Origin of the sequence: Ignisphaera cupida, from assembly GCF_030186535.1 — an archaeon.
Classification (GTDB): Archaea; Thermoproteota; Thermoprotei_A; order Sulfolobales; family Ignisphaeraceae; genus Ignisphaera; species Ignisphaera cupida.
The window spans coordinates 1-16,543 of record NZ_JASNVW010000006.1 but is presented as its reverse complement, the minus strand read 5'-3'; the positions used below and the strand labels follow the sequence as shown (position 1 = coordinate 16,543).

The 16,543-nt window shown below is 36.1% G+C and carries 16 protein-coding genes and 1 other RNA gene; 9 read left to right on the top strand and 8 right to left on the bottom strand.

The window, feature by feature from the left end:
- Positions 1-151: 151 nt before the first annotated feature.
- Entirely contained in the window at positions 152-958 is an 807-nt protein-coding gene (locus QPL79_RS07875) for a GTPase (RefSeq protein WP_285274267.1), read from the top strand.
- Here QPL79_RS07875 and QPL79_RS07870 read toward each other — a convergent pair.
- Positions 920-1,954 carry an RNA methyltransferase gene (locus QPL79_RS07870; protein ID WP_285274266.1) on the bottom strand — a complete coding sequence of 345 codons (1,035 nt, stop codon included), beginning with the start codon at positions 1,952-1,954 and terminating at the stop codon, positions 920-922. The genes QPL79_RS07875 and QPL79_RS07870 overlap by 39 nt on opposite strands.
- A 55-nt stretch (positions 1,955-2,009) precedes the next feature.
- Positions 2,010-2,345 carry a helix-turn-helix domain-containing protein gene (locus QPL79_RS07865; RefSeq protein ID WP_285274265.1) on the bottom strand — a complete coding sequence of 112 codons (336 nt, stop codon included), beginning with the start codon at positions 2,343-2,345 and terminating at the stop codon, positions 2,010-2,012.
- Between the two features lie 101 nt (positions 2,346-2,446).
- Between QPL79_RS07865 and QPL79_RS07860 the strand changes: the two genes are divergently transcribed.
- From QPL79_RS07860 to QPL79_RS07850, 3 genes are read left to right on the top strand one after another with little or no spacing between them, the layout of a single operon-like run.
- Positions 2,447-4,720: a hypothetical protein gene (locus QPL79_RS07860; RefSeq protein WP_285274264.1), complete on the top strand. Its 2,274-nt coding sequence runs from the start codon at positions 2,447-2,449 to the stop codon at positions 4,718-4,720.
- Entirely contained in the window at positions 4,702-5,340 is a 639-nt protein-coding gene (locus QPL79_RS07855) for a hypothetical protein (RefSeq protein WP_285274263.1), read from the top strand. Before QPL79_RS07860 ends, QPL79_RS07855 begins: the two co-directional genes overlap by 19 nt.
- A 1-nt stretch (position 5,341) precedes the next feature.
- Positions 5,342-6,427, top strand: coding sequence for a helicase HerA domain-containing protein (locus tag QPL79_RS07850; protein ID WP_285274262.1), 1,086 nt, complete (start codon positions 5,342-5,344; stop codon positions 6,425-6,427).
- A gap of 2 nt (positions 6,428-6,429) precedes the next feature.
- Here the strand turns inward: QPL79_RS07850 and QPL79_RS07845 are convergent, their stop codons facing one another.
- The gene (locus QPL79_RS07845; RefSeq protein WP_285274261.1) at positions 6,430-7,101 is read right to left on the bottom strand and encodes a 50S ribosomal protein L15e; all 672 of its coding nucleotides are present in this window, start codon (positions 7,099-7,101) and stop codon (positions 6,430-6,432) included.
- A gap of 90 nt (positions 7,102-7,191) precedes the next feature.
- On the opposite strand from QPL79_RS07845, the gene QPL79_RS07840 reads away from it, so the two are divergent.
- From QPL79_RS07840 to QPL79_RS07825, 4 genes are read left to right on the top strand one after another with little or no spacing between them, the layout of a single operon-like run.
- Entirely contained in the window at positions 7,192-8,412 is a 1,221-nt protein-coding gene (locus QPL79_RS07840; RefSeq protein WP_285274260.1) for a redox-regulated ATPase YchF, read from the top strand.
- A gap of 8 nt (positions 8,413-8,420) precedes the next feature.
- The gene (locus QPL79_RS07835; RefSeq protein WP_285274259.1) at positions 8,421-8,894 is read left to right on the top strand and encodes an RNA-binding domain-containing protein; all 474 of its coding nucleotides are present in this window, start codon (positions 8,421-8,423) and stop codon (positions 8,892-8,894) included.
- Complete coding sequence (locus tag QPL79_RS07830; protein ID WP_285274258.1) at positions 8,878-9,543, top strand: hypothetical protein; 666 nt, start codon at positions 8,878-8,880, stop codon at positions 9,541-9,543. Before QPL79_RS07835 ends, QPL79_RS07830 begins: the two co-directional genes overlap by 17 nt.
- A gap of 4 nt (positions 9,544-9,547) precedes the next feature.
- A complete protein-coding gene (locus QPL79_RS07825) occupies positions 9,548-9,997 on the top strand; it encodes an Rpp14/Pop5 family protein (protein ID WP_285274257.1) in 450 nt (149 codons plus the stop codon).
- A 13-nt stretch (positions 9,998-10,010) separates the two neighbouring features.
- On the opposite strand, the gene QPL79_RS07820 is transcribed toward QPL79_RS07825, so the two are convergent.
- Positions 10,011-10,328, bottom strand: a complete 318-nt coding sequence (locus QPL79_RS07820) for a PadR family transcriptional regulator (RefSeq protein ID WP_285274256.1) — start codon at positions 10,326-10,328, stop codon at positions 10,011-10,013.
- A gap of 94 nt (positions 10,329-10,422) precedes the next feature.
- Here QPL79_RS07820 and QPL79_RS07815 point away from each other — a divergent pair, with 94 nt between their 5' ends.
- Positions 10,423-11,550: an inositol-3-phosphate synthase gene (locus QPL79_RS07815; RefSeq protein WP_285274255.1), complete on the top strand. Its 1,128-nt coding sequence runs from the start codon at positions 10,423-10,425 to the stop codon at positions 11,548-11,550.
- Positions 11,551-11,671: 121 nt separating this feature from the next.
- Here the strand turns inward: QPL79_RS07815 and trm14 are convergent, their stop codons facing one another.
- The 4 genes from trm14 to ffs form a co-directional block, all read right to left on the bottom strand.
- Positions 11,672-12,826 (bottom strand): tRNA (guanine(6)-N2)-methyltransferase, encoded by a 1,155-nt coding sequence (gene trm14, locus QPL79_RS07810; protein ID WP_285274254.1) that lies wholly within the window; start codon positions 12,824-12,826, stop codon positions 11,672-11,674.
- Between the two features lie 116 nt (positions 12,827-12,942).
- The gene (pyrH, locus tag QPL79_RS07805) at positions 12,943-13,629 is read right to left on the bottom strand and encodes a UMP kinase (RefSeq protein ID WP_285274253.1); all 687 of its coding nucleotides are present in this window, start codon (positions 13,627-13,629) and stop codon (positions 12,943-12,945) included.
- Positions 13,630-15,003: 1,374 nt separating this feature from the next.
- Complete coding sequence (locus QPL79_RS07800; protein ID WP_285274252.1) at positions 15,004-16,065, bottom strand: mRNA surveillance protein pelota; 1,062 nt, start codon at positions 16,063-16,065, stop codon at positions 15,004-15,006.
- 24 nt (positions 16,066-16,089) lie between these two features.
- Positions 16,090-16,399, bottom strand: an RNA gene (ffs, locus tag QPL79_RS07795) — signal recognition particle sRNA.
- Positions 16,400-16,543 lie beyond the last annotated feature (144 nt).

Sequence of the window (16,543 nt, the reverse complement as noted above, 5' to 3'; positions counted from 1 at the left end):
AAGAGAATCTAAATACCTTGATGCTTTGTCATCAGCACTCAAGACCCCTATCACCTATCAACCCCGCTAAATGTTCATCATCTTTTTCTCTATTAAAACTTTTTTATTTTTCTCAAAAATAAAGGTTTTGTGAAAATAGGTTTAGGTTGTGATGCGCCTTCTTAAGTACTCTGAAATTAGGAGTATTGTAACTAGGTCTGATGTTGTTTTAGAGGTTGTTGAAGCTAGAAATCCTCTGGAAATTAAAAGTAATGTTATTGAGTACCTTGCTAAGGGAGGTGAAAAGGAATATATCCTTGTGCTAAATAAATGTGATCTTGTACCAAAATATGTTTGCATAGAATGGATGAGATATTTTATGGAGAATAATATTAGGGCTCTATGCACCTCATCATTAAAGGGCTTTGGAGTAAAAAAGTTAAAGCAGTTGCTTCTAAGCTATGCTGAATCTAAAAAGCCTCTGAATGTTTCTGTTTTTGGTCTTCCTAAGGTAGGTAAATCATCACTTGTAAATGCTTTAAAAGGAAAGAATTCAGCACCTACAAGTCGTTATCCAGGATCCTGGGGATATACAAAAAGTATAACAATATACAAGATCTTGCCAGGTATATACGTAATTGATACTCCGGGGTTTATACCACCTGATGTAAAGGAGTTAGAGATGCTAATAAGAAGCTTACCTACAGACAACATACCTAATCCAGTAAGTATTGCAAGAGAAATTATAGCAAAGATTCTACAAAACAATCCAAGTTCCATCGAAATGGCATATGGGGTAGTGTCCTCGGATCCTCTACAGCTATTAGAGCATATAGCTGTTAAAAGAGGCTGGTTTTTCAGAAAAAGTCAAGAGCCAAACATAGATGAAGCTGCAAAGACTGTCATAAGAGATTATTTGAATGGTAAAATAACATTTTATTCACGCCCCCCTACAAGAGCTGTTCCTGATTCTAGCTAAGACCTTCTTATAGTATTTTTCATCTAGATGAAGTTCCTCCATAAGCTTTTTCACAATCTTGTTTAGCTCTTCACGTGTTTTACAAATCTTTAAAGCCTCGTAGACTATCCTATAGATTTTGTTGTCAATCCCCATAGCATCTCTAATTGCATCATTAAGTGACTTGCCATTGAATCTAACACTTAGAACTATTTCAACAATTTTGTTTATCTCTTTAGGCACACCAATAACACTATCTTTGTAAAGAATAGATTTTCTCTCTACATCTAATCCTCTTAGAATATTCATAGCATATGTAGCAAAGGGTCTTGGAAACATGTCATCAACAAGTAATCCTATGATGAATACTTCTCCACTCATTATATCACTTTCTGTAAGCTTCTCATGAGCATATGGATCTAGAATCACAACCTTGTGATTTCTTATGAGATCATGTGGTAATTGGTTGTACAAAGCAATAGCATTTCTAAACGATTTGAATAATGCTATAACTTCATGAGATGGTGAGAGCACTGCAATATTTAAATCTGTTAAATACTGTCTAATGGTATTTATAGACAGCAGTAATTGAGTCAATGCCTTCTTCTTTTCTTTATCATGATGAAGTTCCCATAGAAGTGCATCAAACATTATTATGGGCTTCCTTGGATAATGGTTAACAAACTTAGCAATGAAATGTTTTGTGAAATCATCTTGGCAATATTCTCTAGAATCTTTTGCACTATAGTTAAAAATTGTTCCCTTCCTTGATGCTTTTGCAAGCCACAATCCTTTGTAAAAACCTATTAACTTACCCATAACATTATCTCTACACAGCTTTACTTTATCAATTATAATGCCATTCACGATTTCATTTAAAATCTCCTGACTAGTTATTTCCCTACTCGACTTCTTTTTATGAACTATTCTTTTATACAATAAAGGGGTTATGGATAGCTCATATACTTCGAGACTTCTAAGTATATGCACTGCAATATCAATTGGTGTAGAAGTCATTACATCCTCATTTTATTAATGATCCAAGTTAAGAAGGTTAATAAATTGTTTTGTTTTAAGTTGCAACTGTAGAAGCTTCAACTACACTATTAGTTGTTACGTGATTTACTGAATTTGCATCTTGAACTTTTTCACTAGACTCGACAGTAAATACAATGTCTTTATTATTTAGCAAAATCTCTAAGAGCTTTCTACCTGCATCAGAAAGCCTATAGATTTTGTAATTACCTCGAATGTAAACTACTTCAACTATATTCAACGCTTCTAAAATATGGAAAGATGCTAAAACTTCGTATCTTGGCAACCCTGTTATAGAGATTACATCACTTGGAGATGCTATTCTATCCTTCAATGCATTTAGTATCATCAACAACTTTTCACGAGGAGTCAAAAATAATTCACCGTTTCCTCATTATCATATGAAAAGGTATTATAAGAAGCTAGGCTAATAGCTATGTACATTATATAAGGCTTTGCTAAATAAGGGAGGATATGAAGCATAGCATCGCTATAGAACTTGGCGAATCAGTTTTAACAAGAAATAGCAAACTTGTTTTATATTCACATCAATGGAATTTACTTAGAATATTAGATCCTGCTCTAATTTCTCATCCTCATATAATGTTGTATTCAAATATTCTTCTATTCTCAAATGCGCCATTCATACAAAAACATAGTGAAAAACTCAGGGTTTACAGTATTGCACTTGAAAAAAATGAAAAGAGCTTCCATTTTAATTTGCAAAACTATGAAGAGATTTTAACTTATACCGACAACAGCTGTATTCTGGTTTCACAAAATCAGAGAGAGGCTAGGATTCTTCAATTTCATGTAAATGGAACTGTAGATGAATACATTATTGAAAAACCAGATTATATCTTGCCCCAAGGGATTTATAGCTATGTCGTAAAAAATCAGGGAAGTCTTGCCATTGTAAAGAATCCTACACAACCTGAGGAGATTATGAAGTGTAAACGTGTTATATATAAAGAAATGAATGGGTATAAAATTCTACAGTGTATAACCTCAGATAATGTTTTACTAATTATTAGTGATAACCTCTATGGATATGCTCATGATTATAAAGGAGATGATTTTACCATAACAGATGTTTACATGGGCTTAAATACTATAACCATAAATTCTTTAAATAGAACAATGCTAATTAACTTTTCTAAAAATGGCGCCTATATATATGAGCTTCCCCATCCGTTAAGGAATGCAACATTTATAGATGATAATGTTGTTCTTGGTACAATAGACAATAACTTAGTGTTATACAATACAAAGAGAAATTCATTTAAAATTTTGAGAAAAATTGACAGTGAAACAAGTATTTACATGGATATAGCAAGTGGTTATGTTATATTGAAAAACAATGAAAAGATAGAATTGATGGATCTAAAAAATGATTTTTTAATTTCTATGAAAACATCTGCAAAAGATGCTATTGTTTCTGATTCTAAGCTATTTTTATTGAGTAATAATAGAGTTGCTATTTATACCATAGAAACTGTTAGTAAAAAAATTAATATAGAAAAGTTATATGAGGCACCAACAACACTGGTTCACTGCATTAATGCAGATAGCAAAAACATATTATGTATAGATTTATTGGGAAGATTGCTTAGGATAGATGTGAAATATCTATTTAGCTATAAACCTGCTTTTCTAAAATTGCGAAGTGACCAAGGCCTTGCAATATTATTAAAATCTTTTACACCTGGATATCCAATAAAGATTTTCCCATCAGAAAATGTTCATATAAGGTTCAAACGTCTGAGCACCATCTCCACAAAAGCATCTATATTTACTGATTCAAGAAAGAAGTTAACTCTTAATGTAACTGTGCATGGAGTTATAGACTCCATTGAGAAATGTTTAAAGATAAATTATGAGAAATTTGAATTTTATTTTCAAAAACCGAAAATTATCGAAGATGTTTTAATTTTAAATGGCTTTCCCATAGTATGCAACGAAAAATTGCGCCATAGCATTAGAAAGTGTATTGAAGATATGCAGAGAATAAGTAGCTTAGATGCGATAATGACATGTCTTATTGATGAAAATAAAGAAAAGGGTTTTGTAGCACTTCATCAACTAGTGTTTATGAATAGAATTCATTTTGTTAATATTGCTCCATCAATAAACTTTGAAAATGACACTATATGCATAGACAATGTTAATAGCCTGAAACATGCTGATGTTAAACTAAAGATTTTGTGTAGCAACAAGCTATATACCATTGACAATGGCTGTTTAAAACTAGGTGATTGTGAATATGTAAAGCTACTTCTAACTGTGAAACCCTTAAATGATGAATGCCTTATTGAAATACCCATTCAACACAACACCTCTCTTAACATTGAACTACATGAAAAAAGCAGTGCCACTTTCTCCCATGGGCTTTCGCACAAGGTGCTATTGCCAACGAGCTGTGGTGTTGTTAAGTCTTCAAGGGTAATATACAGAAATGGGTTCTTACTAGAAGTGGTTATAGCTAATGAATGTGACAACATTGCTTTAACCGTTCTTCTTCCTACACAATCCTTTATAGTTATGCCACATTCTGAAAAAGTTGTTGAGGAGCCTATTAATGGTGATGATATTGTCCGTGGCCATAAAGATCTTGCAATCCTTGAGCCTTGCGGCGCTAAACTTGTTATGTTTCCTTTTGATTTGAGTAAGGCTATTGCTTTCATTCATGGAATCGCTTTAAAAATCTCTGCTATAACTGGGCTAAGAAGATGGGTAAAAAGATCTTAGATAGCTTTTACTGGTACAAAAGCTTATTAAAACACGTTAGCAAGCTAGTTCGTAAAACTATAAGGCTTTTTCCTATTATTGAGCATAAAAGTGGTTATGTTTGTGAAGAGATTAGAAAAAGTGTATATAGATGTCACAACAACTCTAATGCAAAACTTGTTGCCTTGTACACTATTGAAGATTCTTTTGTTAGAATTGAGGAAATGGAATATGTGGATTTTCTTACTCATTTAAAGAGGTATATCAACACGTTGGCGCCACCTGGATGCATTCTAATGACAGTATCCAGTACAGGTGTGTTGAGCCCTGATAGCTATCTTTCAAAAATAAATAGCAAACTTCAAATGAAGCTTGTTGAGCTTGAAAGCGATAGAACGAATACTAGACTTAGGAGTCTTGTTGAGAGACTTATAGAGATTAGGAAAAGAGTACTTAGTGGGGTAATGCCAGTAGAAACATCAATATTAACAGCCATTATATGTGATGATGCTAGAACATATGAAGATATGCTTATTAACATACCTCAAATAGCTAAGCAGGTCCTGGGAATTTCATTAAAGAGAGTTAGAGATGTTGGAAAAGCTCTTCAGATAATCAATTTTCGTTGGGGAAAAATCTAGGGTGATATTACTAGATTCTTTTGCCTATGCTATGCCACTACTTTTACCACCTTCAAAAACTCTCGACATTGAAGATACTAGTAATGGTGTTTACATAGGTATTGACCTTATCTTTGGGAGAAAAATACATTGGAGTGTTACCAAATCACCATCAAGTCACATACTTATTGTGGGTCCATCAGGCTCTGGAAAAAGTGTCTCGGTTTCAGTAATTGTTTCGAGACTTAGCACAAAATTTGGTGCTCCAATAACAGTTTTTGATATAAAAAATGAGTATGAAAGCTATATGAAGCTCTTTCTAGGAAGAACATTTAATGTTTGGGATGTTACAGCTAATTACATACCTCTATGCACTTGTGGCGATGAGGTAGGTGCTAAATATGATGCACAGCTATTTGTTAACACTATCAACACTATTTTTAAGATGCCTGCATATGTAAGAGAGCAGCTGCTTGATGTTGTAACAAGGCTTTGTAGACAATGTGATGAAACCATTTTGGGAGAGGCTATACCTAGTTACTGGCTACTTGAAGATTATGAGTCTCTGGATGCTGTTCTCAATGTTTTTAAAGTATATAGTACCACAGCCGATGTTCTAGAAATGATGTTGAACAAGGACATCATCATAGATCTTCACAAAATCTTTCTCCTGGATAAGAAGGCTTCAGCAACAATAATACTCTATATAATGAAACAGTTATTACGCAGATCAGCCGCATCTTTCGGAGGCGGTATCAATAGAATTGTGGTATTGGATGAGCTATGGCATTTAACTCACTATGCTATTGATGAGTTTATCAATGTTCTTGTAAGATATGGTAGAGGTTTTGGAATTGCTATTGCAATGGCTACTCAAAGCATAGATGATTTAAATCCCTACGCTAATTCTATTGTAGAAAACTGTGGAATGTTCATGGCACTTTCATCTGCATCGCAAAGCTATTGGCTTAAACTTGCTAAGTACCTCAATTTAAGTAGAAAAGGTGTGGAAAACGCCATGAAGTTTTCTGGTCAGGGCACTGGTGTTTTGAGGCTTTACCCTTTGGAAAAACCACTGTATGTTTATGTGGATCCGTTAAGTATTTAACTCTACTTTTCTATTCCAAGCTCCTCATATATCTCCTTAGGTGCTATTAGTCTAGCACCACGACTTGCCTCATGCCTCTTCCTAAGCTTTCTCTCCTTTTGCTTCTTCTTCCACTTATGCTTATGCGTTCCTCTCAAACCTCTAACAGCAAGTAATCCCCTAATCCTTCTACCAGCAGATGTTTTACCTCTAAACACTCTACCACGCTGACTTGGACTTGCTATCCAATTTATGTCAGGATCACTTAGTATTGCTGGGTGGTGTGGATCAACAAGTATAACCTCATAGTATTTATACAGCCCATCTTCACCAACGTAATAACTTGAAAGAACTTCGAGGTTTCTATACTTTCTAGCAGCCCTCTCTTCTGCTATTAGCCTTAAACTTTTCCTAGGTGAATGCCCATACACACCCATTCTCTTTGGTCTTCTACCAGATCTTGGCCTAGGTTTTCTAAGCCCTCCCTTCCTAACCCTTACCCTAACAACAACAAAACCTGGCTTAGCTTTATAACCAAGTCTTCTCGCTCTATCTATTCTCGTTGGCTTCTCAACTCTTACAATAGATGGTTGTCTTCTCCACTCAACTAGTCTCTCCTTCATTAATAAACCATGTTCACCTTCATATGGCCTCTTCCACATCAAAGCCATGTAGTGATACATTGAATTTGCCACTAGCACCACCTTTTTCTTTACAGCTTTTACACTGGTTATCGATAACAAGTTTTAAGCAATAATGAAAATTAGTAATTTGAAGTGAATCTCATGCCTGCACCAAAAATTTATGTAGGGCTATTGGGCAAGACCAATGTTGGTAAATCAACATTCTTTTCAGCAGCAACACTTGTACCTGTAAAAATTGAGAACAGACCTTTTGTAACTTTGGAACCTGATGAGGCTATTGCATATGTTAGAAAAACCTGTGTTCATAAAGAACTTGGGCTTCCAGGTTGTACCCCCGTCTCCTCTCTTTGCATTAATGGCGAAAGATTTATTCCGATAGTGCTTGTTGATCTACCTGGTCTTGTTAAAGATGCTCATAAGGGTAGAGGCCTGGGCAACAAGTTTCTCGATTCAATTAGGCAAGCAGATGCCTTGATACATGTTATTGATGTTTCTGGCTCTACAGATGAGGATGGCAGACCTGTGAAACCTGGCTATAGAGATCCAATCGAAGATGTTGTGGAGATTGAGAATGAATATGATGAGTGGATGTATGGAATAATCTCAAAAGATTGGCCACGATTTGCAAGAGGATTAGATACCATGAACCAGAGCCAGGTTATAGAGGCACTGGCACAGAGATTATCTGGACTCTCAATAACTAAGAGCCATGTGGCTAAAGCTCTTGCCATTACAAAACTTGAAAACTCTAAACCATCGTCATGGAGAGAAGAAGAGCTTAGACTATTCATCAAAACGCTTAGAGAAGTTTCAAAACCAATAGTCATTGCCGCAAACAAAATTGATATACCTGAGGCAAAAGATCTTTTCAAAAAACTTGTCAAGAGATTGCCGAATAGAATAATAGTACCAGTTACAGCACTTGGCGAGTTAATGCTTAGAAGATTTGTTGAAAAAGGCTTTGTAGAGTATCTTCCTGGAGATACAGAGTTTAGAATAAAGGATAGAAGTGTGTTTACGCAGCAACAGCTAAAGGGTTTAGAACTTCTGAAGGAGATAATGAAGGAGTTTGGAGGTACTGGAGTACAAAAAGCTTTAAATAGTGTTGTTTTCAATGCTCTAAACAAGATTGTTGTGTATCCTGTTGAAGATGAGAATAGGTATACTGATAGCAAAGGAAATATTCTTCCAGATGCATATCTTGTAACGAAAGGGTCTAGAGCAATAGATCTTGCATACCTGGTTCACACAGATCTTGGCAAAAGGTTTCTATATGCAATTAACGCTAAGACTAAGCAGAGAGTAGGTAAAGAATATGAGCTTAAAGATGATGATGTGATAAAAATTGTTGCAGCAGTATAGTGAGAAGTATGCAGGAAACCGATAAAAGAAAAACCACTTTATCAGAAGTAGCAATGTCTACAACATGCCACGCTACTGAGGATTGTGAAAAGGTTAAGCAAGCTTTGCTAAATCTTGTTCCACAGGAAATAGCCTCTTCAACACAACTAGTTGTAGAGTCTATGAAAGGTTTCTACGGAAATGTTATAACAAGATTCGAGGCCAGATTCAAAGATGAGGAAGCTTTAAAGGTTTTAGACCATGTTGCAAAACTTCTTAGCGAAAATGACAAGAGATATGTGATAAATTCTCTTGAGATTAGATATGATGCTAAAACCAACAAGGTGTTTATTAGAGTTGATAAGCAAAGTGCTTATTTGGGAAAGCCATTTGTTTCTGAAGGTGATGATGTAATAAGAATTGTGTTGTCATTCTCCATGCTTAGATCTGTAGATGGTATTAGAAGAGTTCTTGAGGAGATATTCTTTGGGTTCAAGAAGTAAGGCAAACATGTTTGTATTGTTTAGTTCTTGCAATGATGTTAAAAACTATGTTTATTCTGATAGCGATGCAGGCTTAATTGGACTGGAAAGCAGTTTTCTCGACAAATGCATGGATGTTATAGCTTCTGTAAATGAGAATGTTGTTTTTGTGCCAAGGAATTTAAAATCTGTGGAGAGAAAATCTATTCCACATGAGTCTAGCACTAAGAGAAAGACCCTAACATCTTACATTCCTCTCGATACACAATCAGCTAGAATACTAGCAAAGCTTCGCAAACCCGTTGTTGTTCTAGTATCTCCCAACACACTGAGATATGTAGATGAGGCACAGGTTAACTTTATGAGGCAATCACATGAACGAAAGTTTTTGGAAATTGCCTTGGGACAATTCATCAAATTCCTTACCGATAGTAAAAAAGGTTATGTCTATGTGGAGAAGGTGTTTAGAGGTCTTGGAGATGTTATTGAGCATGCCCTCAAATATGATATTGGCATCGTTGCTTCAGGTGCTGTTGACTATTACCCCAAAACACTTTTCACAAGCCACATTGATATAGTGTTTTTTTCTCTTGGTTTCAGCAAAAGAGAAAGGCGCATGATTTTAGAGGTATATCCTGTTGAGTTATTGAAAATGCTTCATGGTGATTAGTACTTTGGATTTTATAAGCATTGTTGCCATAGCCATAGCGCTGGCATCGCTGGTAATAGTGTTTGCATATACACATAGAATGTGGAAATATATTTCAATGCTTTTAGACGAGCTATCCATAGCTATGCTTGTTAGGAAAAAAAGTAGAAAAGTGAAGAGGTATATCCTCGTTAAGTTCATATGCAAAGACAAAACAGATTTGAAAAGTTTTGTAAAAAGCCTTGAAAATATGTTTACAAAACTTCTTGGAGAGCTAGATAAAATTGATTGTGGCATAACAGTAGCATCTATTTCAACAGATTCCAGTAGGGCTATAATAAGGGTTGTAGGGGATTATAGATGCTTAAAGAGAGTTTTAATCACATTATCAATTCAGCACATATTATTTGAAGGCTGCATAGTTGTTCCTATAAAAACCTCAGGGCTTATGTCGAGACTAAGAAAAATGTTGTAGCTTCTGCATCTAATCAAGGACTTTTCAAAATGTTTAAAATGTTCTCTAGAAACTCTAGAGCCTTCTCAAACTCTTCTCTACCCTTTTGAGATAATCTGTATAGCGATTCACCATCACTTTTAATTGTTTCTAAAAGCCCTTCTCTAACCATTCTATAGATGACACTGTACACGGTTATTGTCGATGCTTTTATGCCCATGTCGTTTCTCAAAGCCTTCACAATATCGTAGCCTCTCAAAGGCTCTTTATTAAGCAAGGTTTTTGCTACATATATCCAAAGAGTTTCCACTGTTAGCTTTCTTTTCAATCTATTCAAAGCTTTTGATGACATGATTCTAAAACCCTTCTCATTTTATTTGCTATGCTCAAAAAGACTTATATATCTCTGTGTATATATTTCGCCAGAAATATTTGGAGTGAGAAATATGGTTAGAGTTGGAATTGTTGGTGTTGGCAATATTGCGGCTATGCTTGTTCAAGCAGTTGAATATTATAAAAGATATGAGAAAACAGATGGTTTAATACATCATGTTATTGGAGGTTATAGAGTTGATGATATAAGATTTGTTTACGCAGTTGATGTTTCAAGAAATAAAGTTGGTAAAGATCTTTCAGAAGCTATATTTGCCAAGCCAAATCAAGTCCCAAGGTATATCAATATCCCAAGAACAGGTGTTGTTGTTAGAATGGGCAAGGTATTAGATGGTGTAGCTAATCATATGCAAGAAGATTTTGAGCCTGCTAGCTACCCAGAGCCAACACTTCAAGAAATTGTGAAAGAGCTTGAAGAACTAAATGTTGATGTGCTTGTAAACCTGCTACCTGTTGGTAGTGCAAAAGCTTCTAGATTCTATGCAGAAGCAGCTGCAAGAGCTGGTACAGCATTCATTAACTGTATACCAGAGTTCATAGCAAGCGACACTGTTTACAGCAAAATGTTTGAAGAAAACAATACCCTTATTCTAGGCGATGATATAAAGGGTCAGCTAGGCTCAACAATAGTCCATAGAACACTTGCAAGCTTAGCTGCTATGAGAGGTGGGGAAATAGTTGAGTCCTACCAGCTAAACGTTGGTGGTAACAGCGACTTTAAGAACATGCTTGATCACAGCAGGTTGCACAGCAAGAAAATAAGCAAGACAATGGCTGTTGCATCTACACAGCCAGATCCAGAAAAAATTGTTGGCAACCTATTCGCAGGTCCAAGTGGCTACATACCATTTCTTGGCAACACCAAGGTTTCCTACATATACATGAAGGTTCTTGGGTTTATGGGTATTCCAGTAACGATAGATCTTAAGCTAGTGGTTGATGACAAGGCAATGGCATCTGCAGTACTTGTAGATGTTATTAGGCTCGCCAAAGCATTGAAAGACAAAAGTGTTAGAGGAAGTCCTGAATGGGCATCAGCATTCTACTTCAAGTACCCACCAAAGCAAGCAAAAAGCGATGAAGAGGCATTGCTAAACCTCTACTTGAAGCTTGATGAGCTTGGAATTGAGATAGAGCCAAAGAGATTATACTTGTGGAACTATATAAAGCAAAAACAATAGGCTTATTACCCTGTCAAAGCCCTATACTCTTAGCAGCATATAAAAAGATGATGATGCCGCTCCAAACAGTTTTACTTGATTAAATGAAGACCCCGCGACGATCTGATAAAGAAGATTTTCATTAAAATTTAACTTTGTAAACAATTGATGGTAATGTGCCATGTATTACCTTAAGCCTTTCAACACTAATATTTTTAATCTCAGCTAAAACATTTTCAGTTACCCTAATTGCTGATGTTATAAAAACAATCTCTTTGAAGCCGCTTTCCTTGAGAACTTCAAGGGTTCTTCTATAGAGCTTGGCTACACCCCCAGGCTTCATTCTATAGCCATATGGCGGATTAAAGACAGCTACATCTATTTCTTTTCCAAATTCATGCTCCATGCTCTTAATCTTCGGTGTGACATCCACTAAATCCCCAACTATGAACAGCGTTGAATCATCTACACCAGCATTCTTAGCATTTATTACAGCACCTTCAACAAATCTAGGATTTATGTCAACACCTATATGTACCCTCTCCCACTCAACAGGAATTCTGCTACAAAGCTTCTCCAACTTACTAATAGCTTGTGGAGCTAGCTTACCTATCATTCCAAGATCTAAGCTTCTTTTTGCTATACACGGAATTTCTACTCCCTTTGTCCATAAAGCTGCTTCAATAACTATTGTGCCTCCACCACACATTGGATCATACAAACCATTTCCAGGTTTCCAACCAGCTATTCTAAGCATTGCAGATGCTATTGTGCTTTTCAATGCTGCTGGATGGTTAAATACCCTATATCTTCTCATGTGAAGCGATTCTCTTGTGAGTGAAACTGCTACCACAAGCCTTGTTTTGTTCAACTCAACATAAATCTCAACATCAGGTTCATCCAAATTTACCTTGAGTCTAGTGAATTTGGCTTGCATATAACTATCTATAACAGCCTGTCCAGCAACTCTTCCAATATCAATACTAGTAAAACTGTGTTCACCTATTCTCTCAGATCTAACAGCAAATGATTGGCTAGGCTCTATAAAAGATGTGAAGTCTACATCCTTAACAACTCTGTATATATCATCTAGTGTATAAACATCTTCTCTGACAAGAATCACATAGTAAATGTTATTAGCAATACGAGAACGAAAAACATTTACAAGACCATATTCATCAACATCCAAAAACACTCTACCACTTGACATATGAGCTATGGAAGCATTAGCTAATTCCCTTAGCTCCTCAGCTAAAACATTTTCAAAACCAGTATCAGATGTTACAAGCAGTTTCAAAAAACTCACCAACACATTTGTCAGATAGCCACCGCAACCTCATCAATCGGAAGCGGTCGGGATTAACATCATCCAAACTGTTTTTGGTTAACAAGGCTAATAAGTATACTACGAATTTACTTACATGGAACTATTTTTGTGCCTATGCTTTCCCCCCTCAACACTTTTTCAACATTGCTAGTCTCAAATCCGTTGAAAACTATAACCTCTATACAGCTTCTCCTAATTATTTGAATAGCTATGGGATCCAAAAGCTCATAGCCACCAGCCTCGTATCTCTGGCTCATAAAATTTACAAGCTCATCTATTGAAACAACACTAAGTTTCTTAGCATTGGAAAACCTCTTCGGATCCTTATCATAAACACCATCAACATCAGTAGCATAAAGCATTTTACCAATTCCAAGAGTTTCAGCAACAACAGCTGCTACTGCCGCTGTTGACTGACCGGGTTGAAGACCACCAACAACAACCACTTTGTTACTGCTCCAAGCTCTCTGCACATCCTCTACACTTCTGGGTATAGGAGTATAGGCATAATCCCCAAGAGCATAAGCAAGCAAAAGCGCATTGACACGCGCAATCTCAATGCCTATCATATCAGCTTGCGCATTATTCAAACCCAAAGCCTTTGCACATTTTATATAAGCTCTAGAATACCGACCCCCACCAACAACAACAGCAATTCTTTTTCCCTCATCAACAAGTTTCTTAATAGTATCAGCATATCTAGCAATAATCTCTGGATTATCAGGATTGACAATCTTTCCAGAGATTTTCAACAAAAGCTTTTCCCTACTCATATCAACACACATCCTCACAAACTCAAGAAGTTACACATTTATGAGGATATTAAAGCTTTGAAAACCTGGAGAACTCATATCAAGTTCTGTTGAAAATATATGAGATTAGCTAGGAAATTCTCTTTAACGAAAATGAATTGAGGTAACGCTAAAAACACTTTGAAGATGCATTATCAGTATACTAATTGATGCACTACTGACTCAACAAGTAGTTGGATTTTACACAACCATTCAATTAATTAAACAAAAACACATTCAATTGCAACAAAATAGCAAGTAGCCTTAGAGCTTGTAGCAAAAGATTCAGAGCTTTTATTAAATGGCACAAGTGATTAGAATACCGAATACAATTGAAAAACAAATATACTTGCAGATAAAGTATTTTGAGACTTCATAGGAAATTTGCAAAGCACTTCACGCTATAAATCTCTTAAACAATTGATAAGCCAGTACACAAGTAAGTCAATCAACTAATGCATTGCAGTATAAACAACATGCTTTTTAACAGCATAAATAGCACAGCTTATAAAATGATTAAATTTGGAACTTTAGCCACTTGAGCCAAATCCCACATTATCTAGCACAACAAAATTAAGAACTGCAACAAGTGCTTCTACAGCTATTGCTTAAAAGGAATTGAATTATCCTTATAGACACGTTCTATCCATATAGAAGGGGGAAACAAGCATATATAGACTCAATTGGGTAAAACAAACCCTATGGAGTTTCATCAGACTTCTTGAGCACTCATAAAACTGCTTAATTTTACTGCACGAAAGTTAAGCACCACTTAACTACACCATTAAATAGCATATAGCTTACGACCCCCTGTTAAAACCACATAAGCCAGCAACATCAGTTCAAAAACTCTTAACAAGTCTAAGAACTTAATGAAACCCAGTAACATGTGTTGAAAAACAAGTCATTCTATACATAGATATAATGCTTCAGAACCTAAATACATCTTCTCCCTGAGCTACACTTACAAATCTAGCAACATAGGGTATCGCAGTGTTGATGTACTTGTTAATGTATTAATGTATCAATTTAATAGTTGTTTCTAGTTGATTGTATACCTAAAGATCATTATTTAGAGCATATGTTTTTATAGATACGTTTTGAATCATGAATTGCCTTGGTTAAGACTTTTCAATGATAAGGTGCATGAGAGTAGCTGCGGAGAATTTGTATACCGTTGGAAATGCTTTACGAAGCTGATGCAAAAAATAATGCTATGAATTGTATATGAATCTTCGTGGAAGTTGAGAATTTTGTTTTTATACAATGCTTCAAATCTTGAGTGTTTTAAGATAAGGATTTTGTTTAAAATATTGAAATTCATTAATTGTTGAAGCAATTTTGTAATGGAATTATTCACTGATTACCTAGAAAATCTAGTTCTAATGGGTATCTAAGAATTGCTATAACTCCACCTAGCATCTTTATTCTTTGACCCACAGGTGTGTTGCTGGGAACTATAACCATGTCTCCACCCTTATTCACAACATCTCTCAACATTTTCTCAACCTTGTATCTAGTTTCATCAAAGCTGCTCAACATCTCGTCGACTATGGCCAGCTTCTTCACAGCTCCTAATTCAGCTGCAAGCGAGACACTGTCCATGCCATAAGCAACCATGTTTATGTCCTTCACTAAAAGCCTGTCAAACTCATCGATAACCTCAGACGCCTTTGCTATAGCAGTATCTCTTATTATCGAGCTTAACACATCTCTATTGAGAAGCTCTTGTAAACCAGCATAACCACCATTGGCAACAGTATCCAGAAATATCCTTATTTTGCTGTCAAGCAAAACCACAGCATCCCTAATCTTATTCTTTAAACTACCTGGAGACGCTATAACAACAGCTTCCACACCATATCTATGAGCAGAATCAACTATTTTCCTAGTAAGCTCAGAAACAAGCTCCTTCTCAGCAACTTCAAAAGATTCATCACTTAGAGGTAGAGACACATTCTCAGAATCAATAATCTTCATACCTTGTAACTGAAGAAGGGCAATCGCGTATTCATCAAAATCAACAGCAACAAGCAAAATATTCAACGGTCTAACAATTTTCAAAATCTCCTCAACTAGTTTAGGATCCCAAGAAACCTTCTGAATAACAATCTCATCACCAACACCAACAGATATTGTGTGATGAGACCCCTTAACACCAAATCTATCAGGACCCTCAACAACTATTCCATGAATCCTCAACCTATTTGTAAAAGGCTGAAACTCTGTTTTTTCAACTCTAATAGCTAAAGTCATGGGAATTCTTCTTTTCTCATCACCAATACTAACATCTCTTGTAGTACGAGCCTTAATAACATCCCCCTTAGACACAAGCATACTCAAAATCCATAAATCATCAAGACCATCAATCCTGACTCGTAAAACACCATCTCTATAATCCAATACCTCCAGCTTCATTAAACATCACACAAAAATAAGCGGTGCACGGCCCCCATTATGTGGGTGTGTGGTGTGTGTACAAACCACCCACACCAAACCTCACTCCGTAGACCCGTGAACGTCGATGTCAGGGGTTAGGCTGCTTCCTTCCGGACCTGACCATCCCCCTGCAAGGATGGTAGCTACCTCCCTACAGAGGTAGCCCCATCCCCATCGACCCCACGGGGCGGAGCTCATAGCAGTGTGGGTGGTTTATACACACACCACACACCCACATAATGGGTTACTGGCCCCCGCATTACGCCCATTTCGGATTCGGGGGAGGGCGAGCCCCCCAGGCCCTACCCGTGCACCAAAAAATATTTACTTTACAAGTTAATAAACGTTATTTGAAGCTTTGAAAACAATAATCCTCATAGCGAACATTTTGTGTTATAAGTATATAGGTTTGGTTTTCACAATGTTAATACTATATTCCTAGATTTGGTTCTTACAA